This window comes from Microbacterium sp. UBA7513 (assembly GCF_002478345.1).
GTDB lineage: Bacteria > Actinomycetota > Actinomycetes > Actinomycetales > Microbacteriaceae > Microbacterium.
On record NZ_DLNJ01000014.1, the window covers coordinates 25,173 to 50,115 of the forward strand.

A 24,943-nucleotide genomic window follows, 5' to 3' on the forward strand; every position below is an offset into this window, starting at 1 on the left:
CGGACGGGCGACTCAGAAGTCGAAGTCGCCGATGTTGTCGGCGTCGAACACGAACGGGTCGCCCAGCAGGACGACGCCGTCGGCGCCGACGGTGTACTCGCCGAGGTCACCGGCCTCGAAGGTGTCGCCCTCTTCGCCGGTGATGTCACCTGCGATCAGGGCCTGCGCGGCGTAGGCGGCCAGGTAGCCGAGGTCGGCCGGGTTCCACAGCGCGAACGCGGTCACGGTGCCGTCCTCCACGTACTCCCGCATCTGGTTGGGCGTACCGAGGCCGGTGAGCGCGACCGTGCCCTTGAAGTCGGACGTCGACAGGTGGCGCGCCGCGGCGGCGATGCCGACCGTGGTGGGCGAGACGATGCCCTTGAGGTCCGGGTGCGTCTGCAGCAGCGCGGCCGTCTTGTCGAACGACGTCTGGTCGTCGTCGTCGCCGTAGACCGTCTCGACGATCGTGATGTCGGGGTACTCGCTGGCGACGTACTCCTCCATCAGCTCGATCCAGGCGTTCTGGTTAGTGGCGTTGGCCGAGGCGGAGAGGATGGCGATCTCCCCGGCACCGCCGATCTGGTCGGCGATGAGGTCGATCTGCACCTTCGCGATGCCCTCGGAGTCGGCCTGGTTGATGAACAGGTCGCGGCAGTCGGTGTTGGTGTCGGAGTCGAAGGTGACGACCTCGACGCCGGCGTCCCTGGCCTCGTTCAGCGCGTCGCAGATGGCCTGCGGGTCGTTGGCTGAGACGACGAGGGCGCCGACCCCCTGCTGCGTGGCCGTGTTGATGTAGCTGACCTGGGCGTCGGGCGTGGCCTCGGCAGGGCCCACCTCGGAGAACGTGCCGCCGAACTCCTCGACGGCCTTCTTGCCGCCCTCGCTGGACGTGTCGAAGTACGGGTTGCCGAGATTCTTGGGCAGGAAGGTGATCGAGGCGTCCGCCCCGTCGCCGCCGCCGTCTCCCCCGCCGTCGGTGGAGCCGGCGCAGCCGGTCAGTGCGACCGCCGCCGCCACCGCGAGGGCGGCGAAGGCGGTGACACGCTTGCGTGCAAACGTCATTGTTCGTTCCTTTCGTCGGGAGATGCCGCGGATGCGGCGTCCATCGGTGCCTTCGTCGCTGTGGCGGCACCGGCGGGGGGTCTGCCCGGTCGGCGGCGTGCCTTCTGCAGCCAGGCCAGGAAGCTTGCGGCCACCACCGAGATCACGAGGAGCGTGCCGGTGATGATGTTGATGACGTCGGAGGTGACGTTCACCAGGCGGAGCGCACTCGCGAGCGCCCCGATGAGGAAGGCGGCGGCGATGACGCCGTAGATCTTGCCGCGGCCGCCGAAAACCGACACGCCGCCGAGCACGACGGCCGCGATGACCTGGAGCTCGAGGCCGGTGGCATTGTCGCCGCGGGCGCTGCCGTAGCGGAGCGTGTAGAAGATGCCGGCGAACGCCGCGACGGCCCCGGACAGCACGAACAGGATGAGCTTCGTGCGCTCGACGTGCACACCGGAGAAGTGCGCCGCGTCCTTCGACAGACCGATCGCGTACACCCCGCGGCCGAACGGCGTGAAGTGCAGCAGGACCGCGAAGACCGCGACGAGCAGGAGGAACGGGAGCGTGATGACGGGGATCGGTGTGCCCGCGATCTTCGCCTTGGCGAGAGCCGTCCAGAACTCCGGGAAGTCGGTGACGGCGGCCGTGCCCAGCAGCCCGACGGCGAGGCCGCGGAAGAGGGCGAGCGTGCCGATCGTGACGGCGAGCGAGGGCAGCCCGACGACCGTCACGAGGAAGCCGTTGAACGCGCCACCGATCACGCCCACGACGAGGGCGGCGAGCGCGGCGAGCTCGAACGGGAGCCCCGCCTGCACCAGAGCGCCGGTGACGACGCTGGACAGTCCGACCATGCTGCCCACCGAGAGGTCGATCTCGCCGGTGATCATGATGAGGGTCATCGGCAGGGCGATCAGCAGGATCGGCGCGATGTCGAGCAGCAGGTAGGTCAGCGTGATGGGCTGCCCGAACCCGCGGATGCTGGAGGCCGAGACGATCGCGACCAGCAGGAGCAGGCCGACGATCGCGGCCTCGCGCGTGAGCAGCAGTCGGCGCCACAGGGGCTTGTCGTAGTCGCGGATGACGCGGGTGGTCGCGGTGGCGGTCGCGGTCGTCATGATTCGTCCCTCGCCTCGATGAGCCGCCGTCTCTGCCGCACCGCGAGCACGCGGTCGAGCACGATGGCGCCGATGATGAGCAGGCCGACGACGGCACGCTGCCAGAAGTCGGGGATCCCGAGGATCGGCAGCGCCCGGTTGATGGTCAGCAGCAGGACGGCGCCGATCGCCGCACCCCAGACCGAGCCGATGCCGCCGGTGATCGCGACGCCGCCGATGACGGCCGCGCCCACCGCGTCCAGCTCCCATCCCGCTCCGGCCTGGGAGTTGATGGTGCCGTAGCGGGCCGCGTAGAAGACGCCGGCGAGTCCGGCGAGAGCCCCGGAGAGGACGAACGCGGTGAGCACGCGACGGGTGACCTGCAGGCCGTAGAGTTCGGCCGCCGCCGGGTCGGAGCCGATCGCGTAGAACTCGCGGCCGCCGCGGGTGTTCTTCATGTACCAGGCGGCGACGGCGAGCACGAGGACCGCGACGATCGCGAGGACCGGGATGCCGAGGAGCTGCCCCGTGCCGAGGGCGAGGAAGTCGCGCGGCATGTCGGAGGCGTTCACCCGGTCGCTGCCCGTCCACAGCACGTTGATGCCGCGATAGGCGTAGAGGGTGCCGAGCGTGATCACCATCGCCGGCACCTTGGCGTACGCGACGAGGGCGCCGTTGATGAGACCGAGGAGGGCGCCGAGCACCACCGCGGCGACCACGACCAGGACGATCGGGATGCCGGGGATGTCGATGAAGAGCCGACCGGTCAGGTACGCGGTCAGGCCCATCACGGAACCCACGGACAGGTCGACGTTCCGGGTGATGAGGACGATGGCCTGTCCCACGGCGACGAGCACGAGGATCGAGGGCGTCAGCAGCAGGTCGCGCCAGCCGTCGGCGCTGAACAGGAACTTGGGGTTGTTGAGGGTCGCGGCGGTCACCACGAGCACGAGGGCCAGGAGGATGCCGAACTCGCGGGCTCTGCCGAGACCGGAAATGCGCTTGGTAAGCGCGGAGACGGGGATGGCGGTGGTCACGAGCTGAGCTCCGATGCGTGCGTCGCGGCGAACATGACGTTCTCGGAGGTGGCCTCCGAGCGGGGGATCTCGGCCGTGATGCGACCCTCGCGCATCACGAGCACCCGGTCGGCCATGCCGAGCACCTCGGGCAGCTCGGACGAGATCATGAGGATGCCCATGCCCTGACCGGCGAGCTGGGACAGCAGGCGGTGCACCTCGGACTTGGTGCCGACGTCGATGCCGCGGGTGGGTTCGTCGATGAGCAGCACCTGCGGCTGCGTGGCGAGCCACTTCGCGAGGACGACCTTCTGCTGGTTGCCGCCGGAGAGCGTCGCGGCCATGGTGTCCAGGGCGTGGGTCTTCACCTCGAGCCGCGAGGCCCACTCCCGAGCGGCGCGGTTCTCCATCGCGGTGGTGAGCAGGCCGAGGCGGGCGAGACGCCGACGGATCGCGAGGGTGATGTTGCCGCCGACGCCGGCTTCGATGACGAGGCCCTGCTTCCGGCGGTCCTCGGGGACGAGGGCGAGACCGGCGCGCATCGCGTCCACCGGGCGGCGGCCGCGGATCCGGCGGCCCTTCATGCGCACGCTGCCCTCGCGGTACCCGTCCACGCCGAAGACCGCGCGGGCGACCTCGCTGCGCCCGGCGCCGACGAGGCCGGCGAGCCCGACGATCTCGCCCGCACGCACGGAGAACGAGATGTCGTGGAAGAGGCCGGGGCTCGTCAGCCCCTCGACCTCGAGCAGCGGCTCGCCGATCGTCGCCTCCTGCTTCGGGAACAGCTCGGACACCTCGCGGCCGACCATCTGGTGCACGAGTTCGTCGACCGTGGTGTCCGCGATCGCGGAGGTCGCGATGTACGCGCCGTCCCGCATGACCGTGACGGTGTCGCAGAGCGCGAACACCTCGTCGAACCGGTGCGAGATGAAGATGAGGCCGCGGCCCTCGTTGCGCAGGCTCCGGGCGATCGCGAACAGCCGCTCCACCTCCACGCCGGAGAGCGCCGCGGTGGGCTCGTCCATGATGAGCAGTGTGGCGTCGAGGGAGACGGCCTTGGCGATCTCGATCACCTGCTGGTCGGCGATCGACAGGCCTTCGGCGGGGCGGTCGGGGTCGATGGTGACGCCGAGGCGGGTGAAGAGCCGCTCGACCTCGTGGCGCATGGCCTTGCGGTCGATCCGCCCGAACCGCCCGGTCGGCTGGCGGCCCATGAAGATGTTCTCGGTGACGGAGAGATCGGGGAAGAGCGTCGGCTCCTGGTAGATGACGGCGACGCCGGCGGCCTTGGACTGTGCGGTCGAGGTGAAGTCGACCTGCTCGCCGCGGAGACGGAAGACTCCGCCGTCGCGCTGGTAGAGACCGGCGACGATCTTCACGAGGGTGGACTTGCCGGCACCGTTCTCGCCGACGAGCGCGTGGATGGAGCCGGGGTGGACGGCGATGGTGCCGGAGCGCAGGGCGATCACCGACCCGAAGGCCTTCTGGACGTCGGCGAGCTCGAGCACGGGCGCCGTCGTGGGTGAGGACATCATTTCTCTCTCCATTGAGGGAATGAATCGTTTCAAACCCTGATGGACTTGAGACTAGGGGCTGTGTTGACGCGTGTCAATACGGCATGAGAGTCTGAGGCGATCCCCGCGGATGAGTCGTTTCAGCGGCGGGAGCCGGAGGGAGGGCGCGATGGCCGTCAGTGTGCGGGAGGTCGCCGAGGACGCGGGTGTCTCCGTCGGGACCGTGTCGAACGTGCTCAACCGGCCGGAGAAGGTGGCCGCGGAGACCGTGACTCGTGTGCAGGCGTCCATCGACCGCCTCGGGTTCGTGCGCAACGACGCGGCGCGGCAGCTCCGTGCGGGGCGCAGTCGGACCATCGGGCTGGTCGTGCTCGACATCCGCAACCCGTTCTTCGCCGAGGTGATCCGCGGAGCAGAGGAGCGCGCCGACCAGCACGGACTCTCTGTCCTCGTCGCCAACAGCGACGAGAAGCAGGAGCGGGAGGCGATGCATCTCGATCTCTTCGAGGAGCAGCGGGTGACCGGCGTGCTCGTCACACCCGTGGCCGAATCCCTGCCGCGGCTGGTGCGGATGCACGAGCGCGGGACGCACGCCGTGCTCGTCGACCGGGAATCGCAGGATGAGCGGTTCGCCTCTGTCGCCGTCGACGACGTCGAGGGCGGGCGCATCGCGACCGAGCATCTGTTGGCGGTCGGTCGTCGCCGGATCGCCTTCGTCGGCGGCCCGGTCGCGCTGCGCCAGGTCGCCGACCGTCTGAGCGGAGCGCAGGCGGCGGTGGCCGCGGCGGGGATCGGGCTGGAGTTCATTCCGACGTCCGCGCTCACCGTCGAGGAGGGGCGCCGGGCCGGTGCGCAGATCCTCGACCGCGCCCCCGGGAATCGCCCGGACGCGGTCTTCGCGGCGAACGACCTCCTGGCCCTGGGCCTCCTGCAGAGCCTGGTGATGACCGGCGATGCCCGTGTCCCCGAGGACATAGCGCTCGTGGGCTACGACGACATCGACTTCGCCGCGGCCGCCGTGATCCCGCTCAGCTCGGTGCGTCAGCCGGCCGCGCTCATCGGCTCGACCGCCGTCGACCTGCTGCTGCGAGGCCAGGACGAGGTGGCGCCGGCGCCGGAGCACGTGCTGTTCCGGCCGGAGCTCGTCGCCCGCCGCTCGACGACCGGGGAGTGACCGCGATCAGGCCGACGTCGGTGTGGAGCGTTGGGCGCTCGCACCCCGCATGATGCGGGCGACGGCGGTGATGAGGAAGAGCTGCCCGGTGATCCCCTCGGCGACGGCCACCGCCTGCACGCCCGGTCCGACGGGGACGAGATTCCCATAGCCCGTCGTGGTCAGTGCCGTGAACGAGAAGAAGAGCTGATCGCCGAGCGAGTCGTTGGCGGCATCGCCGAACAGCGGTGTCGGCAGCAGCAGCGACAGCAGGTTGTAGACGAAGGCGAAGAACATGCCGACGAGGATGTACGCGGTCACCGCGGCCAGGAGCGCCTCGACGTCGAGGCCTCGGCGGGTGACCTGGTGCGCGATGATGGCCCATGGCGCCACGAGCAGCGCGATCATGGAGGCGGCGGAGAGCGCCACGGCGAGGGCGGGGCTGTCCGTGGCGAAGAACGCCGCGAGGAGGGCGGCCAGGCCGGCGGCCGAGAGCACGACCCACGACACCCGCTGCACGAGGGCATGCGCCCTGGTCACGCGGAACACGATCGCGACCGTGACCAGCATCGCGAGGAACGCCCAGGGGCTGGGGACCGTGCCGGGCTGGGCCGCGCACAGTCCGTACGACACGATGAGGAGGGCGAGCACCGCGGCATAGCCCAGGGCGCCGCGCCTCGGGTCGACCGGGGCGGCGAACCCCGCGCGGACGTGCGCTCCCGATGGCTCGGACATGGCGTCTCCTCTCGCGTCCGCGGGGGCCGGACCCTCGCAACGTGCGGCCAGTATCGCAGGGCATGCGGCCGGCTCCGGGGATCATCCGAGCCCGGCGGTTCGTGACCACGCGCCGGACCCGTTATGATGGTGGGGTGCATCCGTGCTCTCGAGCCGGATGCCTGGAGACGTCGCATAGTCCGGCCTAGTGCACCACCCTGCTAAGGTGGAGTCCCCTTACGGGGACCAGGGGTTCAAATCCCCTCGTCTCCGCACAGGGCGATTCCTGGATCTCGAGAATTTTGTTCTCGTATCTCGGAAGCCCAGGCCAAACGGAGAAAGCCGCCGGAATCCCGGCGGCTTTCTTCGTCGGTCCGCTCGTTTCGCTGACGCCCCGAGGATGCTCGTTGGGAACGCCGCTCGCGCCAGGCAGATCTGTCGAGGACCGCGGGATGGCCTCCACCTGTGCAGATAGGTCCAGGACCGCGGGAAAGCCTCCACCTGTCCATTGCCCGCACGAGGTGGATAGACGGCGGGGACGACCGAAGATATCGTGGCGCAGATTCTGATGCCTGTCAGAGTCACACGTCCCGTCTGAATCAGAAGCAGTCGATAATGAGAGCGCGGGTGGCCCGGGCGCCCTCCGGCGACCGAAGCCCTGGCGACGCATCGTTACGAGGCCGTACAGCAGGACGGTACGAGGGTCCCCCGTGAGACTCAGCAACGAAATCACGAGTCCGCGAAGGAACGAACCGGGCTGAGCCTCGATGAGCCCGCGCAGTTGCGCGAGTGCTTCGCTACGCCTGCCGTACGGGCCCCTTGGCACCGCGAGCTGACATCAGGCATACTTGCCATAAGAATGCTTCGAAAGTATCATCTAAATGTAACTTTCAAAGCAGGGAGGCGAATACATGCGAGCTGTCGATGCACTGGAGACACTGGAGTTGCTGGGCTCCGCGCAGTGGGGTCTTGTGACCACCTCCCAAGCGCGCTCAGCGGGCTTGACGAACGTTCAGCTGGCACGTCTGGCTGATCGTGGGACCCTCTACCGGGTGCGGCACGGCGTGTACGCGCTCCCATCCGCCGGAGCAGACCCGCTGCAAGACCTTCGCGCTGCGTGGTTGGCGGCAGGTCGAGATGACGAGCGAGTGGTCGTGTCGGGAGCATCCGCAGCTGCGGTGCACGGGCTTGGCGACCTGGTTCCTTCACGTCACGAGTTCACTTCCGCAGAACGCCGGCAGAGCGCCCAGGCTGATGTGCGTTTCCACCGTGCAACCCTCCCGGACGCAGATGTGGTGGTCGTAGATGGGCTTCCCGTGACGAGCGTAGAGCGCACCGTTCAAGATCTGAGTGGGCGGGCACTAGATGCAGATCACCTCGCCACCGTGTTGGAGGACGCGGTCACCCGGTCTCACGCGAACCCCCGCAAGCTGGCATCTGCGTTGGAGCGGAACGCCCACCGCTACCATTCGCCGAGCGGGGCACGGCTGTTGGCGAGCCTCGCGCCGGCGTCCGCGCCCTACTGGGCTGCGGTGGCGAAAAGTCTTGCCGATGGCGCGACAGTTCAGGTGTCTCCAGAGCTTCGGGAGGGGCTGGCGTTGGCGCTGACAGACGCATGGCCTGTCGACGCGGTAGCGAACGCGTTCGCTGGGGTTGCGCGCTCGCACTTGGGCCGCGCCGCCTGATGATGGAGAAGGGGTAGAGCATGTCTGACATCTTGGATACAAAGCGGTTGAATGCGCAGCTTGCGGGCCGCATCAAAGCAGTAGCCAGGAAGCGGGGTGTGGCCGCGATCCTGGTCCGCAAACAGTACGTGTTTACGCTCTTCCTCAGTCGGATGTTCGGTACCGAGGAGCGCCCGCCGTGGGTGCTCCTCGGCGGCAACGCGCTTCTCATTCGCGCGGGAGGCGGTAGGTTCACCGAGGACATCGATCTTGCTCGGGAGTCCCCCTGGGGTGATCTCGACGGTGTGCGGAAGGAACTACAGGCATTAGCGGACCAGAACCCTGAGCGAGATCCGTTCCGATTCGAGATTTACGCCATCGACGCCCATTCCGAGGCTGACCCCTTCGGGTACGGCACGAAGACGGCGAAGGCGCGTGTGCGAGCAACTCTCGATGGAGTGGTGTTCGACACCTTCACCATCGACATCACATCGCGGCGTCACCTTGATGGGCCGGTGGACGACATTCCTCTGGCGCCCATCATCGACCATGAGACGTTGAACGATCTGCCTGCAGTGCCGACGACACCGGCTGAGAACCACCTTGCCGACAAGGTGTGCGCGATGTACGAACCGCATGGAGAGGACAAGAACCCCTCGACGCGCTACCGCGACCTGGCCGACATCGTCCGCCTCATCGCCGTCGCTGATATCGATGCCGAACGACTACACCGTGTACTAGTGCGGGAGAAGCAGCGCCGCAAGATTGATCTCCCCGAGGCTATGGTTTCCCCCGGCGATATTTGGTCGGATCAGTTCCCACGCGCAGCGCGGGATTTCGCGGAGTACCCCAGCGATCTTTACTCCCTCGAGGCTTCATTGAATACTGCGGGAACATGCCTAAATCCCATTCTTGCGGGGGAGGTGACGTCAGGTATCTGGCGCGCCAGTGACGCCACCTGGACGCCTTCTCCAGCGTAGCCCAGCCCACTCGAACCTAATCTGACGGTCGGGCGTTTGCGTCAGACGATGCCTTGGGGAGAGGACCACGGCGGTGTACGTTACGCCGGTTCGCGGAACACGTCTACGTAGGCATCGAAACGGAAGCCGCGTTCGACCAATGATCCGTCATCGAACAGGCCGTGCCCATCCCATGTGAAGGCGAAGCTCCGTTCGGGCGATTCCTTTCCGATGCTGGCCTCGAATAGCTGTTGGCGGATGTCGCTGATGAGGGTAGGAAGGATTCGGTCGGCGGGCTATGTCGTCGATGGGGAGTACGCCGTCATCAGGTACGAGTCGGTCGACCCGACGAAGATCGTGTGTCCGTGTGTCGTCGTCAGTGGACTGTCGCGCAGGCGTGCGCGGATCCGCCCGGGGAACGCCTCCTCAAGCCGCGCGCGCAGCGCCAGGCCGATGTCGACGGTGATGTCGCTGACGAAGTCGTTGGGGTGAATGGGTTGGATGGTACTCATCGCTGTCGGTGCTTTCTGTAGGCGGGATACCGGGGGTCTCGGTGCCCCACCTGTATGCCCGGCCTTCGCATGATGCTGCGTCAGGCAGGCAGCAGTCCGAACCGTGCGCGTCGCGCGGCCGGCATCCCGCGCCCCTTCTTCGCCGCCTTGGCACGTCCCGGGGCGGTGGCGTCACGGTTTGTGCGTTTCTGTCGCCGGTTCGGTTCCGGAGCGGGGCGGGTGGGGTCGTATTCTTCCTTGAGCCAGCGGAAGATGATGTGTCCGTTCATCGCGATGACGCCGAGGAGGGCGAGGAACGACTGGGTGGTCTCGCCTCGCAGCCGGCGGTTTGTCGAGTCGTACAGGCTATTGTCGGAACGCTTGAGCAGCTTGATGAACGATTCAATGGTCTGGCGCTCGTACGTGTGGGTGTCGTCCCATTCGGCGGTGCCGTAGCGGTGGTGCTGACGGTATTTCGACGCCGAGCTCGGCGTCGAACGTGAGGCTGGAGTCGTTTGTGCAGATGGGGCCAGGAGCTTTCGGCGGACTCTCCACAGGAAGGGGGGACAGCGCCGCTGCGGGGCGCCGGCTCGTCTGGCTTGAGCGGGCAGTTGAGGCTGCCGCCCTCACCGGAGCCCGGACAGCACTTGACCAGGTTGCTGTTGGTCTTGACGCCCTTCTGGCGCAGTTCCCACTTCGCCCGTTCCTGCAGTGCGGCGTACCGCCACTGCCGGTGACTCTTGTTGTAGCTGACCATGATCTGACGGTGCGTCAGCGGCGTTGCCGGCCACATCCAGCGCCCCTCGGGTATGAACGCCCCGTGCGCCTGCGCCTGCACTGAGCCCTCGCCCTTGGACGCTTTCGAGGTGGGAATCGGGTAGCGCATGCTGAGCATGCCGCCCGCCTGTCGACGCGGGGTTTGCAGGAATTCGGGGTTGGCGTTGGGGAGGTGCGCCTTGTCGCCGATGATGTAGCCGAAGCCGTAACCCTAGGCGAGGATGGCGTCTTGAGGCCGAGCGCACGCATGCGCTGAGCGTGGGATTCAGGGATCTATTGAGCGACGGCGCTGTGACCAGCAGCGCCGCTGGGCAGGCGCTGCTTACACACCTGCACGGTGTGCGAGAAAACTGGGGACTAGCGCACATCGCACGGTCACGGGACGCTTTACGGTCGGAGGTGGCTCGAGAACGAGCCGGCCGAACCTGACGCGAAACGCTCTCCGCCGCGCAGGGGTTGCTCAATCGGGCGCATTTCGACGGCGCCCGTTCTCGTCCTGGATGGGTCGTTTGCAATGTGATCTTCCCTTCTTTGGACGGCAAACTGCGGGCGGAAACAGAGACTCGATGTGGTTATCATCGGGTGATCCGCGTATGTGTGGCCCGCCGCGGGCAAGGCGGCGGGCCACTCGTGGGCTCGTCAGAGGGTTTGCGAAAGACGCACCAGGATCGCGATGGTCTGAACGGCCTGTAGCAGGACTCGTAACCAGCTCAGGTGTTCAGACCATCGGCGTGCTTTCGGGTCTTCATCTGACCGGCGGACTGCGCTCATGCTTCCTCCTTCCCGTGTTCTTGCTGTGAGTGCGTCCAGTAACGCAGAGTTCGGTACAGCGGTCCAGTACGGTGGAGGAGCGCTTTAACCGGCCAGTAAGGATTTCCATCATGTGAACATTTTGAAGAGGTTACTGGCCGGTTAAAACGTTCAGGCCAAAGTGCATCGATTGGAGGACTATGGCTATAGGTGCTGGTTCCACCCGGAGGCCGACCGCGAAGGAACGCCAGAAGCTCGAGGGTCGCCTGCGTCGTCTAGATCGCGCGGATCAGCTTCGTCACATCGCAGAGATCTACGAAAAGATGCCCCGCCGCTACGCCGCGGAAAAGTTGGTTATTCGCAGTGGCTTCTCCTTCCGGGACGATGTGCCGTTCACGGACGCGTCCGACCGGAGCGCGCCACCTCCCGAACAGAGGCCGTCGGCCACGCGCCTCGTCACGAGCCGCGGGTCTGCGCTCCGATTCGCTCTCACGGTTCTCGCCGTCATCCAGGCCAACCGGAAGGTAGGAACGAAGGCGCGCCTGTCCGAACTCCAACTGCCAGTCGCCGGTCGCTTTCAAGTGACCGGTTGGTCGGATCTTGTCGCCGCCGATTCTGTCGACAGCCGAGGAGTGAACAACCTCCTCGCTGCCGGTGACAAGCGGGCACGAGGCGTGCGAAACGCCTTGGATACCCTGGAAGCGGCCGGCGTGGTTGACATCGGCCTACCTGTCGGCAGCCGCGGTCGATACGAGAACTTCGAGATGCTTAATGAAGTCGGGCGGGACGTGCTGGGCAACACGGAGCCTTACACAGTCCCCAGGAGCGGGGAGGCAACGTTTTCGCTACCTGCGGGCTTCGTGCGAAACGGCTGGCTGCACGTGCTCGAAGACTCGGAAATCGCGATCGTGCTGATGATCGCCTGCGGGAAAAGCGCGCTGCGTGACGGACGGTTCCTCGCGTTCGAGGGTCAAGTGCGGCTGCGCAACTACGGCATCCATCGCGACTCTTTCTCTGCCGCTCGTAAGACGCTCGAGTGGTTTGGTCTGCTCGAAGTTCACGAGGTCGAACGCCACCACGATGGACGCGCGGAGCGAGCAGAGACGCGCCTCCATCGTCTTCGTTTGCGCCTCGACGGCTTCGATGATCCTGGGCCCGACACGGTGCTTGACGCGCTTCGCAGTCAGGTCGGTCGGGGTTGAGGTGTACTCACCCTCCATGCCGGTCCGGGTGCTCCCGCGCCCGACGTTCAAGCCCAGGACGATGCTGCACCTCGGCGGCTGGCGCCGTTTGTCCGCCGTATGACTGAAGCGGCGCCATTGTGTCGCGCCCGGCGATTGGCACAGATCACTATCCTGACTGCGCTGAATCCGGGTTGCTGCGAGGTGGCGCTGGCGCGCAGCGTCTCGGCCCCGAATCTTGCCGCGGATGCGGCGCCTACGCCCGGCAGTGGGCTCGCCGCTTCAGTCGCGAGTGCTTGTGCAAAGACTCCGCCGTGCACCAGGGGGCCTTCAGTGCTAAGCAGGTTCCAACGGGTCTTTGCCTGCGAGCTCACGGACCCTCCGCAGCGGCGCGAGTCCGCTCGCCGGGGCTTTCGTGTTCTCGCCTGCGGGCGGGTCCTCCTCACCCCTGCGCCCCCGGCGCCCAGGTCGGGTCGGGGGAGAGCGCGGCGGAGATCTTCCGGCTCGCCGCGCCGAGCTGCCGGGCCTGCGCCCGGGTCAGGGTGTCGAAGACGACGCGGCGGATGAGGGCCTGGTGTGCGGGGGTCGACTCCTCGACCTTCCGGTGGCCGGCGTCGGTGAGGATGCCGAGGGTGAAGCGCCCGTCCTCCGCATCGACCTCGCGCCGGATCCAGCCTTTCGCCTCCAGGCGGGTGACCGCACGGGAGAGTCGGGACAGCGTGCTGTTCGCGTAGCCCGCGAGGACACTGAGGCGGAGCGTGCGCTCCGGTGCCGCATCGAGGGCGTAGAGGATGCCGTGCTCGAAGTGGGTCAGTCCGCTGTCGCGCTGCAGTTGCGCGTCGAGGGCCGCGGGGAGCCGTTCGAGGAGCGTCGCGAGTGCCGACCAGACGTCCATCTCTTCAGTGCTCAAGGGGGCGGGGGAGGATGACGACATTCCTCCACCGTAGCGGTCGAGCCGTGCTCTTCGCTTGCTCAGGAAAGTGAGATGTGACTAGTATGACTTGCTCAGGCAAGTGATGCGGGAGGTCCGCGGAAGTGAGAGGGAGACGGATGGAACTGGGGCTGCGCGGCAAGAGGGCGTTCATCAGCGGATCGAGCCAGGGGATCGGATACGCGGTCGCGTCCGCTCTCGCCGCCGAGGGTGTCGATGTCGTGATCAACGGTCGTGACGAGGGACGGGTCGACGCAGCGGTCGGCGTGCTGGCCCTCGCGCACCCGGAGGTGACCGTGTCCGGGATCGCCGCGGACTTCACCGACCCGTCGCAGGTGGCGCGGCTGACGGAGCGGCTCGGTGACGTCGACATCCTCGTCAACAACGTCGGTCTCTTCGGTCTCGCCGACTTCGCGGACGTCGCCGATGCGGACTGGGCGCGCTACTTCGAGGTGAACGTGATGAGCGGCGTGCGTCTCTCCCGCTCCCTCCTGCCGGGGATGCGGGAACGGGGCTGGGGGCGCATCGTCTTCGTCAGCAGCGAGTCCGGCGTCAACGTCCCGGCCGACATGGTGCACTACGGCGTGACGAAGGCCGCGATGATCGCGCTCGGGAACGGGCTGGCCAAACTCACCCGCGGCACCGGCGTGACGGTGAACACCGTCCTGGGCGGCCCGACCTACTCGGAGGGGGTCGCGGCGAGCGTCGCCGCGGTCGCCGAGGCCCGGTCCGTCTCCGAGGAGGTGATGAAGGAGGCGATCATCGGACAGAACACGACCACACTGCTGGGGCGCTTCCTCGATCCGGCCGAGGTCGCCGACCTCGTCGTCTACCTCTCCAGCGTCCGCGCATCGGCGACGAACGGCGCCGCGCTGCGGGCGGATGGCGGGGTGCTGACCGCGATGCTGTGAGCGCGTGGGCGGGTCGCCGGGGTGTCCCGGTTCGGGTATCCTCGCGGGCATGCCTGAACCGACCCAGACCCCGCAGCGCGAGGCTTTCGGCTCGCGGAACGTGTTCATCCTCTCGGCGATCGGCTCGGCCGTGGGTCTCGGGAACATCTGGCGCTTCCCCTACGTCGCCTATGAAGGCGGCGGCGGTGCGTTCCTCATTCCGTACCTGTGCGCGCTGCTGACCGCCGGCATCCCGCTGCTGTTCCTCGACTACGCGATCGGCCACCGGTTCCGGGGCTCCGCGCCCCTCGCGTTCCGACGCCTGCACCGGGCCGCCGAACCGCTGGGCTGGTGGCAGGTGCTGATCTGCGTCGTCATCGCGGTGTACTACGCCGTGATCGTCGCGTGGGCGGGCATGTACACCTGGTTCTCCGCGCAGCTCACCTGGGGTGCGGGCAACGAGAACGACTTCTTCTTCGTCGACTTCCTGAAGTCCGCCGACGTCGCGAAGGTCGGCCTGTCCGCGGAGTTCGTGCCGCAGGTGGGGCTGCCGCTGATCGCGGTGTGGCTGATCGTCATCATCATCATGGCGCTCGGCGTCAAGCGCGGCATCGGGCGCGCCAACATGATCCTGATGCCGCTGCTCACCCTCATGTTCGCGGTGCTCGTGGTGCAGGCGCTCTTCCTCCCCGGCGCTCTGGACGGCCTCAACGCGTTCTTCACGCCGAACTGGGAGGCGCTCGCCGACCCGGCCGTGTGGGCCTCCGCCTACGGCCACATCTTCTTCTCGCTGTCCGTCGCGTTCGGGATCATGGTGACGTACGCGTCCTACCTCAAGCGCAAGACCGATCTCACCGGCTCCGGTCTCGTGGTCGCGTTCGCCAACTCCGGTTTCGAGATCCTCGCCGGCATCGGCGTGTTCGCCGCCCTCGGGTTCATGGCCCAGGCGCAGGGCACGGATGTCTCCGGCGTCGCGACCTCGGGCATCGGTCTCGCGTTCGTCGCCTTCCCCACGATCGTGTCGCAGGCGACCGGCGGGTCGATCATCGGCGTGCTGTTCTTCGGTGCCCTCGTCTTCGCGGGGGTGACCTCGCTCATCTCGATCCTCGAGGTGATCGTGGCCGCCCTGCAGGACAAGCTCGGGTGGGGACGGGTGCGCACCACCCTCATCGTCTCCATCCCGCTCGCCGTCATCTCGATGGCCCTCTTCTCCACCACCACCGCGCTGTCGGTGCTCGACACCACCGACGCCTTCGTCAACGCCTTCGGCATCATGGCAGTCGCCCTCGTCGCGGTGATCGTCGTGGCCTGGGTGCTGCACCGGCTGCCGCAGCTGCAGGAGCACCTGAACCGGCGATCCAGCTTCCGGGTCGGGCTGCTCTGGCGCCTGCTGGTGGGCGTGCTGGCCCCGCTCGTGCTCGGCTACCTGCTGATCACGGAACTCCTGACGAAGATCGCCGAGCCGTACAGCGGCTACCCCGGCTGGTTCCTCGGCGTGTTCGGCTGGGGCATGGTCATCACCCTGGTGATCGGGGGAGTGCTGCTGTCGCTGGTGCCGTGGAGCAGGCGCTCGCGCGCCAAGGACGACGTCGGCTACGACGACTTCCTGGACCAGGAGGAGTACGCCGCCGACCCCGAGACGACGAGCATCGCCGTCCCGGCGGCGCAGACGAAGGGAGCGGGCGCATGACCACCACCGCGATCGTCATGATGATCATCGCCATGGTCACGGTGTGGGGCGGCCTCCTTGCGGCCGTGGTGAACCTCGCCCGTCACCCGGAGGTGGAGGACACGGAGCCCGCGGTCCCGGTCGAGCTCTGATCCCCGACCCGATCGCATCGGGCCGGAACGGTCGGGTGCGCGGAGAGGCGGCGGCGAGACGATGAGGGGGAAAGGAGGACCCCTGTGATCGGCACGCTCAACGCCCTGGTCGACCTCGTCGAGGCGGACCACGGTCAGGAGATCGACGTCGCCGCGTTCGCCCGTGCGCACGGCACCACCGAGTACCACCTGCGCCGGATGTTCTCGGCGCTCGCCGGGATGCCGTTGACCGAGTACGTGCGGCGTCGTCGGATGACGCGCGCCGGCGCGGAGCTCGCCGCCGGTGCACCGAGTCTGCTCGCCGTCGCCGTTCGGCACGGCTACGGGTCGACCGAGGCGTTCGCCCGGGCGTTCCGCGCCGTGCACGGCATCGGGCCGGCAGACGCGCGTCGGCACGGGGGCCCTCTCCGCACACAACCCACGCTCCGGTTCCGCCTGAGCGTCGAAGGGAGCACCCCGATGGATGTCACCATCACCCACCGCCCTGCGTTCGTCCTCGTCGGCCATGCCGCGGAGGTCCCGCTCGTCCACGTCGGCGTCAATCCGCACATCCAGGCGCACATCGCCGCCATCCCGCCGGAGGAGCACGCCCGCCTCAAAGCCCTCGGCGACGAGGAGCCCGCGGGCATCCTCGCCGTGACCGCCGACATCGATCCGGATGCCCTGGAGGGAACGCCGCTGACGTACCTGCACGGGGTAGCCGTGCGCGACGACACCGCGGTTCCCGACGACCTCGACGCCCTGCGCGTGGCGGAGGGCACCTGGGCCGTGTTCGGCGCGAGCGGACCGTTCCCGGAGACTTTGCAGAATCTGTGGGCGGCGACGGCGACCGAGTGGTTCCCGTCCAACCCGTGGCGGCTGCGGCCCGGGCCGTCGGTCGTCCGCTATCGCGAGTTCACCGGCGACACGGCTTCCTGCGAGCTCTGGCTCCCCGTCGAGCAGAGCTGACCGCGCATCGGGTCGGGCCCGAGGGCTCGACCCGATGTCCGTGGCCGGTGGCACACTGACCGCACGACGACCCGGAGGCAGGCCATGACAGCGATCGATCCCAAGAAGACGCTCGACGCGTATCAGGCGAAGCGGGGTGCCTTCCGTGTCCTCGAGGTGCCGCCGCTGACCTATCTGATGGTCGACGGCGCCGGCGATCCGAACACCGCTCCGGCCTTCGTCGATGCGGTCGCGGCGCTCTACCCCCTGGCGTACACCCTCAAGTTCGCCAGCCGGGCCGAGCTCGGCATCGATCAGGTCGTGATGCCCCTGGAAGGCCTGTGGCACGCGCCCGACATGGCGTCATTCACCACCCGACGCGACAAGTCCACGTGGCTCTGGACGCTCATGATCATGGTGGGCGACCACGTCACTCCCGCCCTGTTCGACCACGCGGTCGAGACGGTCGCGGCGAAGAGCGCGAAGAAGGGGGACGAGCTCCCGGCACTGGCCGCCGTCCGGCGGGAGGTCCTCGACGAGGGCCTCTGCGTGCAGACTTTGCACATCGGGCCGTTCGACGACGAGGGCCCCGTGCTGGAGGAGCTGCACGAGCGACTCGTCCCGGAGAACGGGTTGCGGCTGCGCGGGCGGCACCATGAGATCTATCTCAGTGACCGTCGTCGCACCGCCCCGGAGAAGCTGCGCACCATCCTGCGGCAGCCGGTGGAACGGATCACCTGAGCGCGTTCCGCACCGGGCGCTCGGAAAGCAACCCCCTGATTCCGGCGGTCTGCGGCGGATACTCTTCGAGGATGAGCACCGTCAAGCATGCGGCACGCGTGGCGAAGGACTCCACCGCGTTCCGGCGGACCGCCCGCGCGGGATTCGTGGTCCTCGGCATCATCCACATCATCATCGGCGCGATCGCCATCACGATCGCGGCCGGCGGGTCGGGGGACGCCGACCAGGACGGCGCGATGGAGCAGGTGCGCAACAACCCCATCGGCGGACTGCTGCTGCTCGCGATCGCCGTCGGTCTCTTCGCGCTCGCCGTGTGGCAGGTCGCGAGCGGGTTCCTCGCCGCCGACCCCGCCGAGACGAAGAAGTGGGGCAAGCGCCTCAAGCTCTTCGGCATCTCCGGCACCTACCTCGTGATCGCCGGCCTCGCGCTCGTCTACGCGCTGGGCGGCCGCGCGGAGTCCTCCGACGCCTCGAAGACCCTGAGCCAGGTGGTCCTCGCCGCACCCGGCGGGGTGGCGCTGCTCGTGGTGATCGGTCTCAGCGTCATCGGTGTCGGCATCGGCTTCATCATCGGCGGGATCATGCGCTCCTTCCGCAAGCTCATCGACGTGCCGACCGGAGCTGCCCGCGCCGGCGTGATGGCGCTCGGCATCGTGGGCTACATCGGCAAGGGCGTCGCGGTGGGGGTCACCGGGGTGCTGTTCGTGGTGGCGGCCGTGACGCAGGACCCGGAACGCGCTGCGGGTCTCGACGCCGCTCTGCACAGCCTCCTCAGTCTGCCGTTCGGCCGGCTCATCCTCGGCGCCGTCGGCGTCGGCTTCGCCCTGTACGGCGCCTTCTGCATTGTGCGTGCCCGCCTCGCCCGCATGTCCTAGTTCGCCCGCGCTGCCGCCGGGCACGACTTCGGAGATCGTTGCCGACACGCGGCTCGGCAGCCGTGCAGCCCCGCGTGTCTCCTTCCGTCTCCGAAGCTGTGCCCGCCCGGAGCCGGACCCCGGTCGGCCGGAAGATGGGAGACTGGAACGATGAGCGCTTCTCCCGGAGTCGACGTGATCACCCCGCTGACCGAGACCGAGGTGCAGCGGATCCGCGAGGACTTCCCGATCCTGCACACCCGCGTCCACGGCCATCCGCTGGCGTACCTCGACTCGGGGGCGACGTCGCAGCGTCCGGAGTCCGTGCTCGACGCCGAGCGCCGCTTCGCCACCACCATGAACGCGGCCGTCCACCGCGGCGCCCACACGCTGGCCGCCGAGGCGACCGAGCTCTTCGAGGACGCCCGCAGCACCCTCGCCCGGTTCGTGGGCGCCGATGACGACGAGATCGTCTGGACCTCGAACGCCACCGAAGCGGTCAACCTCGTCGCCTACTCCCTCTCCAACGCCTCCCTCGGCCGGGGTGGTGCCGCGGCCGAGCCTCTCCGGCTCCGCGAAGGGGACGAGATCGTCACCACCGAGATGGAGCACCACGCCAACCTCATCCCCTGGCAGGAGCTCGCTGCGCGCACCGGGGCCACGCTCCGGGTCATCCCGCTCGACGACGACGGGGCCCTGCGGCTGGATGCGGCCGCGGAAATCATCTCGGAGCGCACGAAGCTCGTGGCCTTCACCCACGTGTCGAACGTGCTGGGCGTGATCAACCCCGTCGAGACTCTCGTCGCGCTGGCCAAGGCGGTCGGCGCCCTCACCCTGCTCGACGCCTGCCAGTCGGCTCCGCACCTCCCGCTGGACCTGCACGCGCTCGGCGTCGACTTCGCGGTCCTCTCCGGCCACAAGATGCTCGGCCCCACCGGAATCGGCGCGCTCTACGGCCGTCGCGAGGTCCTCACCGCGATGCCCCCGTTCCTCACGGGCGGCTCCATGATCACGACGGTGACCACGACCGCGGCCGAGTACCTGCTGCCGCCGCAGCGCTTCGAAGCGGGCACGCAGCGGGTGTCCCAGGCGATCGCGCTCGCCGCCGCGGTCGACTACCTCTCCGCGGTCGGGATGGAGCGCATCGCCGCGCACGAGGCCGCGTTCGGGCAGCGTCTCGTCGAAGGGCTCGAGGCGATCGACGGCGTGCGGGTCCTGGGCGCGGGCATCGAGCTGCCGCGCGTGGGGCTCGCGAGCTTCGACGTGGCGGGGATCCACTCGCACGACGTCGGGCAGTTCCTCGACGACCAGGGCATCGCGGTGCGCGTCGGTCACCACTGCGCCCAGCCGTTGCACCGTCGGCTGGGTGTGACCTCATCGACGAGGGCGAGCACCTACCTGTACACCACCGCGTCCGAGGTGGACGCCGTCATCGAGGCGGTCGCCGGGGCGATCGCGTTCTTCGGGAGGGGCGCATGAGCGACCTGCAGAGCCTGTATCAGGAGCTGATCCTCGACCACTCGCGCACGCCGCACGGGTTCGGCCTCCGCGAGGAGATCCCCGCGCAGTCGCATCAGCTCAACCCGACCTGCGGCGACGAGATCACCCTGCAGGTGCATCGCAGCGCCGACGGCGGGGTGGAGGCGATCGCGTGGGAGGGACACGGGTGCGCCATCTCCCAGGCGTCCGCGTCCCTGCTCGCCGAGCTCGCCGAGGGCCTCACTGTGGACGAGCTCGAGGTGCGCATCGCCGCCTTCCGCGAGGCGATGCGCTCCCGTGGCACGATCGAGCCGGACGAGGAGCTGCTCGGCGACGCCGCGGCGCTCGGGGGAGTGTCGCGGTACGTGGCGCGCGTGAAGTGCGCGATGCTCGCCTGGGTCGCGGCGGAGGACGCGCTCACGCGCCTCTGACCGCGTTCGCCTGCCGTTCTCGACGGGAATAGCATCGGCCGGCAGGCGTTGGCCAGAGCATGACAACTCTCGGAATCATCGGAGCAGGCAACATCGGCAGCCAGGTCGCCCGTGTGGCGGTGGCCAACGGCTATGACGTCGTGATCGCGAACTCGAGAGGGCCGGAGACCCTGGCCGATCTCGTCGCAGAGCTCGGGCCGCGCGCGAAGGCGGCGACGGCGGAGGAGGCGGCCACCGCGGCGGACGTGGCCGTGGTGACGGTGCCGCTGCACGCGATCGATCAGCTTCCCGCCGCGCAGCTCGCCGGCAAGATCGTGCTCGACACGAACAACTACTACTTCGAGCGCGACGGGCACATCGAGGCCCTCGACAAGGGCGAGACCACCACGTCCGAGCTCGTGCAGGCGCAGCTCCCGGACTCGAAGATCGCCAAGGCGTTCAACCACATCTACGCCGCCGAGATCACCACAGACGGGAGCCCGGCCGGTACGCCGAACCGTCGCGCGCTGGCCACGGCCGGGGACGACGCGGAGGCCGTGGCCTTCGTCACCCGCTTCTACGACGAGGCCGGTTTCGACACGGTCAACGTCGGCCCGCTCAGCGAGTCGTGGCGCGTCGAGCGTGACCGTCCGGCGTATGTCATCCGGCAGAACGCGGAAGAGCTGGCGGAGAACGTCGCGCGGGCGAACCGTCTTCCCTGACGCGGCGCGCGCCCCGGTCTGGGATACCAAACTTGGCCAATCCCGGGCCGGGGTGCGACAATGCCCGGATGGCGGGGGCTGTGGGGGTAGGCGGGGAACTCGAGTCGGTCAGGGTCACGAGGATCCTCCGAGACGACATCGTGCTGGGTCGGCGCGCGCCCGGTTCCCGGCTGGTGGAGCGGGATATCGCCGCCGAGCTGAATGTGTCCCGACTCCCGGTGCGGGAAGCCATCCGCACGCTGGTCGCGGAGGGCGTGGTCGTCGCACGGCCCCGGACGTGGGCCGTGGTACGGGAATTCACCCATGACGACATCCGCAACTTCGCGGAGGTGCGCGAGGCGATCGAGACCCTCATCTTCGTGTTCGCGGCCGAACGCCACGATGCGAAAGGGCTCGCCCGACTGAGCGAGGCGTACGAGCGCGAGGTCGCCGCGGCCCGGGCCGGCGACGCGGAGACCGCCCGGACGGCGGCCGCGGCGTTCCATGAGGTCGCCGTCGACCTGGCGGGCAACGAGATGCTCGGCGAGCTCATCGCCGTGTTCCTGACGCGCTTGCGCTGGCTGTTCGGACAGCACGACGACCTGGAGGCGATGGCGGAGGAGCACCGCGTCATCCTCGAAGCCGTCCGTGCACGCGATGTCGAGGCGCTGCGACGGATCGTCCCCGCGCACCTGGCGAGCGGGCATTCCGCGGCCGAACGCCGGCTGACGCGTACGGTTTCCGGCTGACGCGCCACCCTCCACGAAGACGCACCCCACCGCGCGGAGACCCGGTTGTATCCTTGTCCGGTCGGAGTCGGTCCGGTCTGTTCGCGCTGTCCTGGGGAGCGAGATGCGAAGTCTTGCTGTCGTCGTCGGGGGGATCCTCCTGCTCGGAGGTGCTGCGCTCCTGGTGGTGGCCGATCAGGAGCGCGCCGCCGGTGTCGCCGCCGTGAAGGCGGAGATCGCGCGGATCGAGCAGGTGCTCGCGGAGTCGCAGGCCGAGAACCTCGAACTGGCGGAACGTCTCACCGCTCTGCGGTCGCGCATCGCGGAGCAGGACGCCGAGCTGAACGACACGACGGGCTTCCTGCCGTGAGGCGGCGGGTGCTCGCAGTGACGGTGTCGGCGGCCGTGCTCGTCGCGGCGGCCGCCGTCGCGCGATCCGACGCGCTGGACCAGGAGCGCGCGGAGGCGGTGGCCGAGCTCTCCGTGCTGGCCAACCGGTCCTACGACGCCGCGCAGCGCACCGACCACCTGTCCGGCGCCGTGGCGCGGGCCGAGCAGGACGCCGAGGATCGGGCTGCCGTGCTGGCGGTGCGGCCGGCATTCCTGGAGGAGCTCTCGACGTTGGCCGCCGTCCTCCAGGGCGCGGACGGCAAGGTCGACACAGCGGCGCAGCTCGCGTCCGCCCGGTCCGCCCAGGAGACTGTGCGCGCCGAGCGCCATGACCCGGACACCGTGGTCGCGGCGACCGCGACGGTGGAGGCGCTCACGCAGAAGGTCGGCACCGAGGTGGCCGGGTGGCAGGCGTCGCAGAGCGCCGGTCTCGGCGGACCCGCCTGGGCGTCGAGCGGGCCGGACGGCTACGCGCGGGTGCGCGCCGCCCTCGACAGGGTCGGCGGCGGGGGCGTCGGACTGTACGAGTCGTCGGCCTGTGCGGGTGGCACCGCGCCCGCCTGCGCCAACAGCAACGGCTACATCAAGTACCGCGCCGACATCACCGGCTGGAGCGAGGGGCGCCTGAACTGGGCGATGGCGCATGAGCTGGCTCACATCTATCAGTTCCGGGTCTGGGGCACCCTCACCTCCTCGGACGCGTACGGGGCGATGTTCGGCGGCGATCCGGAGTTCCTCGCCAACTGCATGGCTGTCGTCCGCGGCTTCCCGGGGGCGGTCGGGTGCTCCGGTGAGCAGCAGGCCTGGGCCTCGGGTATCTGGGTCGGCGTCGTCGGCTGAGCCTCGGCCCGATGCCGCCTGCCGATGTCGGACGTCTGCGGCATGCTGATCCGGAGCGATTCCGGCCGAGACTGCGCGGCATCCATACCGGTACGCTCGAGAGGAGGAGGTGCCGGTGGGACGGACTGCGGATGCCATCGCCGAAGGCGTCGCGATCGCGACGGCCGCTGCGCGCCTCGCCGTGAAGAACCACATCCTCATCGGCACCATCGCCGAGGACGGCGTCTTCGACCTCGACAAGTACGTCGAGGATGCGAGGGCTGCGCTCGGGGCGATGGCTGCGGAGTCGGAGGAGGCCGCCGCCACGGTCACGGCTCTGCGCAAGCGCGCCCGCGGTCGGCATTCCGATCCGGTGGGCACCCACGACTACCGTGACCGCGACGTGCGCAATCTCCGGCGGCGGGCCAAGCAGTCGCTCGGCGTCGCACAGCGTCTGCGAGAGATGATGGACGACCGTGCCCAGCTGGAGAGCATCGTCGAGGAGGCGCGCGCGGCGGCCTGGGCCGATGTGCGGCACAATCTCGACCGTCGACTGCGCGTCGAGGGCATGCGACCTGACCAGGATCCCGACTACGCACGTATGCGCGAAGCGCGGATGCAGGCGCTGCGACTGGTCGATCTCCAGGCGCTCTCGTCGCAGCAGCGGGCCAGGGAGAAGCGGCGGAAGAAGCAGGAGAAGGCGGCCGCGAAGGGCGACTGAGCCCTCGTTTCGCTTTCCGGTCTCGTCTGTTGTAGGCTGGTCGTCGGCCCGCTGAGCGGTAAAGCACCGCGGGTCCTGCGCCTCTAGCTCAATGGATAGAGCATCTGACTACGGATCAGAAGGTTGGGGGTTCGAGTCCCTCGAGGCGCACACTGTGTTGAGACAGTACGAAACCCCCGTCGCGGAAGCGGCGGGGGTTTTCGCTGTCCCGGACACATGCTCCGGTCAGAGCAGGCTGGTGATCGCCGGGTCGCGCTCGGCGAGGTCGGCCGCCGTGGCCATGATGGCCGTGCGCATCGCGGCCACCGCGACCGCGGGGGTGACGTCGGAGCGATGGGCGAGACTGATCGTCCGGGACATCGCCGGGTGGTCGAGGCGCGCCGACCGCAGCGCGGGGCGTTCGTACAGCACCATCGCCGGGACCACCGCGACCCCGACGCCTCGTTCGACGAAGCGCAGCACCGCATCCATCTCCGCACCCTCCAGCGCGAGCGTCGGAGTGAGGTCCGCGGCACGGAAGGCGGCGTCCATCGCGGCGCGCAGCTCGTAGCTCTCATCGAACTGGATGAGCGGGAGGGTCGCGAGGTGCGCCAGGCTCACGGACGGGCCGTGGGTGACCGGCGGTGCGGCCGCCGACGAGATGACCACGAGCTCCTCCGCGAGCAGCGGGATGTGCGTGAGGCTGACTCCCGCGGGCACCGGCCCCTCGGACTGGGTGACGAGGGCGATGTCGACGGCACCGACGGCGAGCTGCTCGACGAGCAGCCGGGAGCCTCCTTCGGTGAGGTGCAGGTCGATGCCGGGGTGTGCGGCATGGAACGCGCTGAGGGCTTCCGCGACGAGGCTGATGCAGAGGGTGGGCGGAGCGCCGAGGCGCACGCGGCCGCGACGGAGTCCCGCGAGCTCGGCCACCTCGTCGCGGATGGCGTCGGCTTCGGCGAGCATGCGTTGCGCGCGGGGAAGGACCGTCTCGCCGGCGGCCGTCAAGGCGATGTGGCCGCGGGCGCGATGGAACAGCTCGGCGCCGAGCTCCCGCTCGAGGGTCGAGATCTGACGGCTCAGCGAGGGCTGCGCGAGATGGAGGTGCTCGGAGGCGCGGGTGAAGTGGCCGAGGCGGGCGACTTCGACGAACCCGCGGAGCTGCTCGAGGTTCATATCCATAGCGTACCCGCATGGTTTCCAGACGAAC

Annotated in this window: 25 protein-coding genes and 2 tRNA genes; 19 read left to right on the forward strand and 8 right to left on the reverse strand. The window is 68.7% G+C overall.

The annotated features are described in order from the left end of the window. Nucleotides 1-12 precede the first annotated feature (12 nt). From rhaS to B2W79_RS07130, 4 genes are read right to left on the reverse strand one after another with little or no spacing between them, the layout of a single operon-like run. Entirely contained in the window at nucleotides 13-1,044 is a 1,032-nt protein-coding gene (rhaS, locus tag B2W79_RS07115) for a rhamnose ABC transporter substrate-binding protein (protein WP_292788191.1), read from the reverse strand. Continuing rightward, nucleotides 1,041-2,144: an ABC transporter permease gene (locus B2W79_RS07120; protein ID WP_071327652.1), complete on the reverse strand. Its 1,104-nt coding sequence runs from the start codon at nucleotides 2,142-2,144 to the stop codon at nucleotides 1,041-1,043. The genes rhaS and B2W79_RS07120 overlap by 4 nt, the downstream gene beginning before the upstream one ends. Continuing rightward, complete coding sequence (locus B2W79_RS07125) at nucleotides 2,141-3,160, reverse strand: ABC transporter permease (protein WP_292788193.1); 1,020 nt, start codon at nucleotides 3,158-3,160, stop codon at nucleotides 2,141-2,143. Before B2W79_RS07125 ends, B2W79_RS07120 begins: the two co-directional genes overlap by 4 nt. Then, nucleotides 3,157-4,674, reverse strand: coding sequence for a sugar ABC transporter ATP-binding protein (locus tag B2W79_RS07130; protein WP_292788195.1), 1,518 nt, complete (start codon nucleotides 4,672-4,674; stop codon nucleotides 3,157-3,159). The genes B2W79_RS07125 and B2W79_RS07130 overlap by 4 nt, the downstream gene beginning before the upstream one ends. 148 nt (nucleotides 4,675-4,822) lie before the next feature. On the opposite strand from B2W79_RS07130, the gene B2W79_RS07135 reads away from it, so the two are divergent. Next, nucleotides 4,823-5,827 (forward strand): LacI family DNA-binding transcriptional regulator, encoded by a 1,005-nt coding sequence (locus B2W79_RS07135; protein ID WP_071327649.1) that lies wholly within the window; start codon nucleotides 4,823-4,825, stop codon nucleotides 5,825-5,827. Between the two features lie 6 nt (nucleotides 5,828-5,833). Here B2W79_RS07135 and B2W79_RS07140 read toward each other — a convergent pair whose 3' ends face one another. Beyond that, nucleotides 5,834-6,541 carry a potassium channel family protein gene (locus B2W79_RS07140; protein WP_292788197.1) on the reverse strand — a complete coding sequence of 236 codons (708 nt, stop codon included), beginning with the start codon at nucleotides 6,539-6,541 and terminating at the stop codon, nucleotides 5,834-5,836. 163 nt (nucleotides 6,542-6,704) lie between these two features. Between B2W79_RS07140 and B2W79_RS07145 the strand changes: the two genes are divergently transcribed. The 3 genes from B2W79_RS07145 to B2W79_RS07150 all read left to right on the forward strand — a co-directional run bounded on the left by B2W79_RS07145 (nucleotide 6,705) and on the right by B2W79_RS07150 (nucleotide 9,164). Further along, nucleotides 6,705-6,793: transfer RNA gene (locus B2W79_RS07145), tRNA-Ser, on the forward strand. A 638-nt stretch (nucleotides 6,794-7,431) separates the two neighbouring features. Then, the gene (locus B2W79_RS17640) at nucleotides 7,432-8,205 is read left to right on the forward strand and encodes a type IV toxin-antitoxin system AbiEi family antitoxin domain-containing protein (protein ID WP_396654756.1); all 774 of its coding nucleotides are present in this window, start codon (nucleotides 7,432-7,434) and stop codon (nucleotides 8,203-8,205) included. A 20-nt stretch (nucleotides 8,206-8,225) separates the two neighbouring features. Next, a complete protein-coding gene (locus B2W79_RS07150) occupies nucleotides 8,226-9,164 on the forward strand; it encodes a nucleotidyl transferase AbiEii/AbiGii toxin family protein (RefSeq protein ID WP_292788198.1) in 939 nt (312 codons plus the stop codon). A gap of 275 nt (nucleotides 9,165-9,439) precedes the next feature. Here B2W79_RS07150 and B2W79_RS07155 read toward each other — a convergent pair whose 3' ends face one another. Beyond that, nucleotides 9,440-9,655: a hypothetical protein gene (locus B2W79_RS07155; protein ID WP_292788200.1), complete on the reverse strand. Its 216-nt coding sequence runs from the start codon at nucleotides 9,653-9,655 to the stop codon at nucleotides 9,440-9,442. Nucleotides 9,656-11,361: 1,706 nt separating this feature from the next. Between B2W79_RS07155 and B2W79_RS07160 the strand changes: the two genes are divergently transcribed. After that, nucleotides 11,362-12,363, forward strand: coding sequence for a hypothetical protein (locus tag B2W79_RS07160; protein ID WP_292788202.1), 1,002 nt, complete (start codon nucleotides 11,362-11,364; stop codon nucleotides 12,361-12,363). A gap of 421 nt (nucleotides 12,364-12,784) precedes the next feature. Here B2W79_RS07160 and B2W79_RS07165 read toward each other — a convergent pair whose 3' ends face one another. After that, a complete protein-coding gene (locus B2W79_RS07165) occupies nucleotides 12,785-13,252 on the reverse strand; it encodes a MarR family winged helix-turn-helix transcriptional regulator (RefSeq protein WP_292788203.1) in 468 nt (155 codons plus the stop codon). Nucleotides 13,253-13,392: 140 nt separating this feature from the next. Here B2W79_RS07165 and B2W79_RS07170 point away from each other — a divergent pair, with 140 nt between their 5' ends. From B2W79_RS07170 to B2W79_RS07235, 14 genes are all read left to right on the forward strand, one after another. Further along, nucleotides 13,393-14,184 carry an SDR family NAD(P)-dependent oxidoreductase gene (locus B2W79_RS07170; RefSeq protein ID WP_292788205.1) on the forward strand — a complete coding sequence of 264 codons (792 nt, stop codon included), beginning with the start codon at nucleotides 13,393-13,395 and terminating at the stop codon, nucleotides 14,182-14,184. A gap of 49 nt (nucleotides 14,185-14,233) precedes the next feature. Then, a complete protein-coding gene (locus tag B2W79_RS07175) occupies nucleotides 14,234-15,853 on the forward strand; it encodes a sodium-dependent transporter (protein WP_292788207.1) in 1,620 nt (539 codons plus the stop codon). After that, complete coding sequence (locus B2W79_RS07180) at nucleotides 15,850-15,984, forward strand: methionine/alanine import family NSS transporter small subunit (RefSeq protein ID WP_083391612.1); 135 nt, start codon at nucleotides 15,850-15,852, stop codon at nucleotides 15,982-15,984. Before B2W79_RS07175 ends, B2W79_RS07180 begins: the two co-directional genes overlap by 4 nt. A gap of 84 nt (nucleotides 15,985-16,068) precedes the next feature. Beyond that, nucleotides 16,069-16,932 (forward strand): AraC family transcriptional regulator, encoded by an 864-nt coding sequence (locus B2W79_RS07185; RefSeq protein WP_292788210.1) that lies wholly within the window; start codon nucleotides 16,069-16,071, stop codon nucleotides 16,930-16,932. Nucleotides 16,933-17,016: 84 nt separating this feature from the next. Then, complete coding sequence (locus B2W79_RS07190) at nucleotides 17,017-17,652, forward strand: GyrI-like domain-containing protein (protein ID WP_292788212.1); 636 nt, start codon at nucleotides 17,017-17,019, stop codon at nucleotides 17,650-17,652. A 71-nt stretch (nucleotides 17,653-17,723) separates the two neighbouring features. Beyond that, nucleotides 17,724-18,527 carry a DUF1206 domain-containing protein gene (locus tag B2W79_RS07195; protein ID WP_292788214.1) on the forward strand — a complete coding sequence of 268 codons (804 nt, stop codon included), beginning with the start codon at nucleotides 17,724-17,726 and terminating at the stop codon, nucleotides 18,525-18,527. Nucleotides 18,528-18,677: 150 nt separating this feature from the next. After that, complete coding sequence (locus B2W79_RS07200; RefSeq protein ID WP_292788216.1) at nucleotides 18,678-19,985, forward strand: aminotransferase class V-fold PLP-dependent enzyme; 1,308 nt, start codon at nucleotides 18,678-18,680, stop codon at nucleotides 19,983-19,985. Continuing rightward, on the forward strand, nucleotides 19,982-20,416 hold the full coding sequence (sufU, locus tag B2W79_RS07205) for a Fe-S cluster assembly sulfur transfer protein SufU (protein ID WP_025104553.1): 435 nt from the start codon (nucleotides 19,982-19,984) through the stop codon (nucleotides 20,414-20,416). Before B2W79_RS07200 ends, sufU begins: the two co-directional genes overlap by 4 nt. A gap of 59 nt (nucleotides 20,417-20,475) precedes the next feature. Then, nucleotides 20,476-21,117: an NADPH-dependent F420 reductase gene (locus B2W79_RS07210; protein WP_071327639.1), complete on the forward strand. Its 642-nt coding sequence runs from the start codon at nucleotides 20,476-20,478 to the stop codon at nucleotides 21,115-21,117. A 68-nt stretch (nucleotides 21,118-21,185) separates the two neighbouring features. Further along, on the forward strand, nucleotides 21,186-21,845 hold the full coding sequence (locus tag B2W79_RS07215) for a GntR family transcriptional regulator (protein ID WP_071327638.1): 660 nt from the start codon (nucleotides 21,186-21,188) through the stop codon (nucleotides 21,843-21,845). 103 nt (nucleotides 21,846-21,948) lie between these two features. Next, entirely contained in the window at nucleotides 21,949-22,194 is a 246-nt protein-coding gene (locus tag B2W79_RS07220) for a hypothetical protein (RefSeq protein WP_025104550.1), read from the forward strand. An 8-nt stretch (nucleotides 22,195-22,202) separates the two neighbouring features. After that, nucleotides 22,203-23,054 (forward strand): hypothetical protein, encoded by an 852-nt coding sequence (locus B2W79_RS07225; RefSeq protein ID WP_256209342.1) that lies wholly within the window; start codon nucleotides 22,203-22,205, stop codon nucleotides 23,052-23,054. A 115-nt stretch (nucleotides 23,055-23,169) separates the two neighbouring features. Continuing rightward, entirely contained in the window at nucleotides 23,170-23,754 is a 585-nt protein-coding gene (locus B2W79_RS07230) for an asparagine synthase (protein WP_083391611.1), read from the forward strand. Between the two features lie 77 nt (nucleotides 23,755-23,831). Next, a tRNA-Arg gene (locus B2W79_RS07235) sits at nucleotides 23,832-23,904 on the forward strand. Nucleotides 23,905-23,979: 75 nt separating this feature from the next. Here the strand turns inward: B2W79_RS07235 and B2W79_RS07240 are convergent. Next, a complete protein-coding gene (locus tag B2W79_RS07240; protein WP_177173779.1) occupies nucleotides 23,980-24,915 on the reverse strand; it encodes a LysR family transcriptional regulator in 936 nt (311 codons plus the stop codon). Between the last annotated feature and the right edge of the window lie 28 nt (nucleotides 24,916-24,943).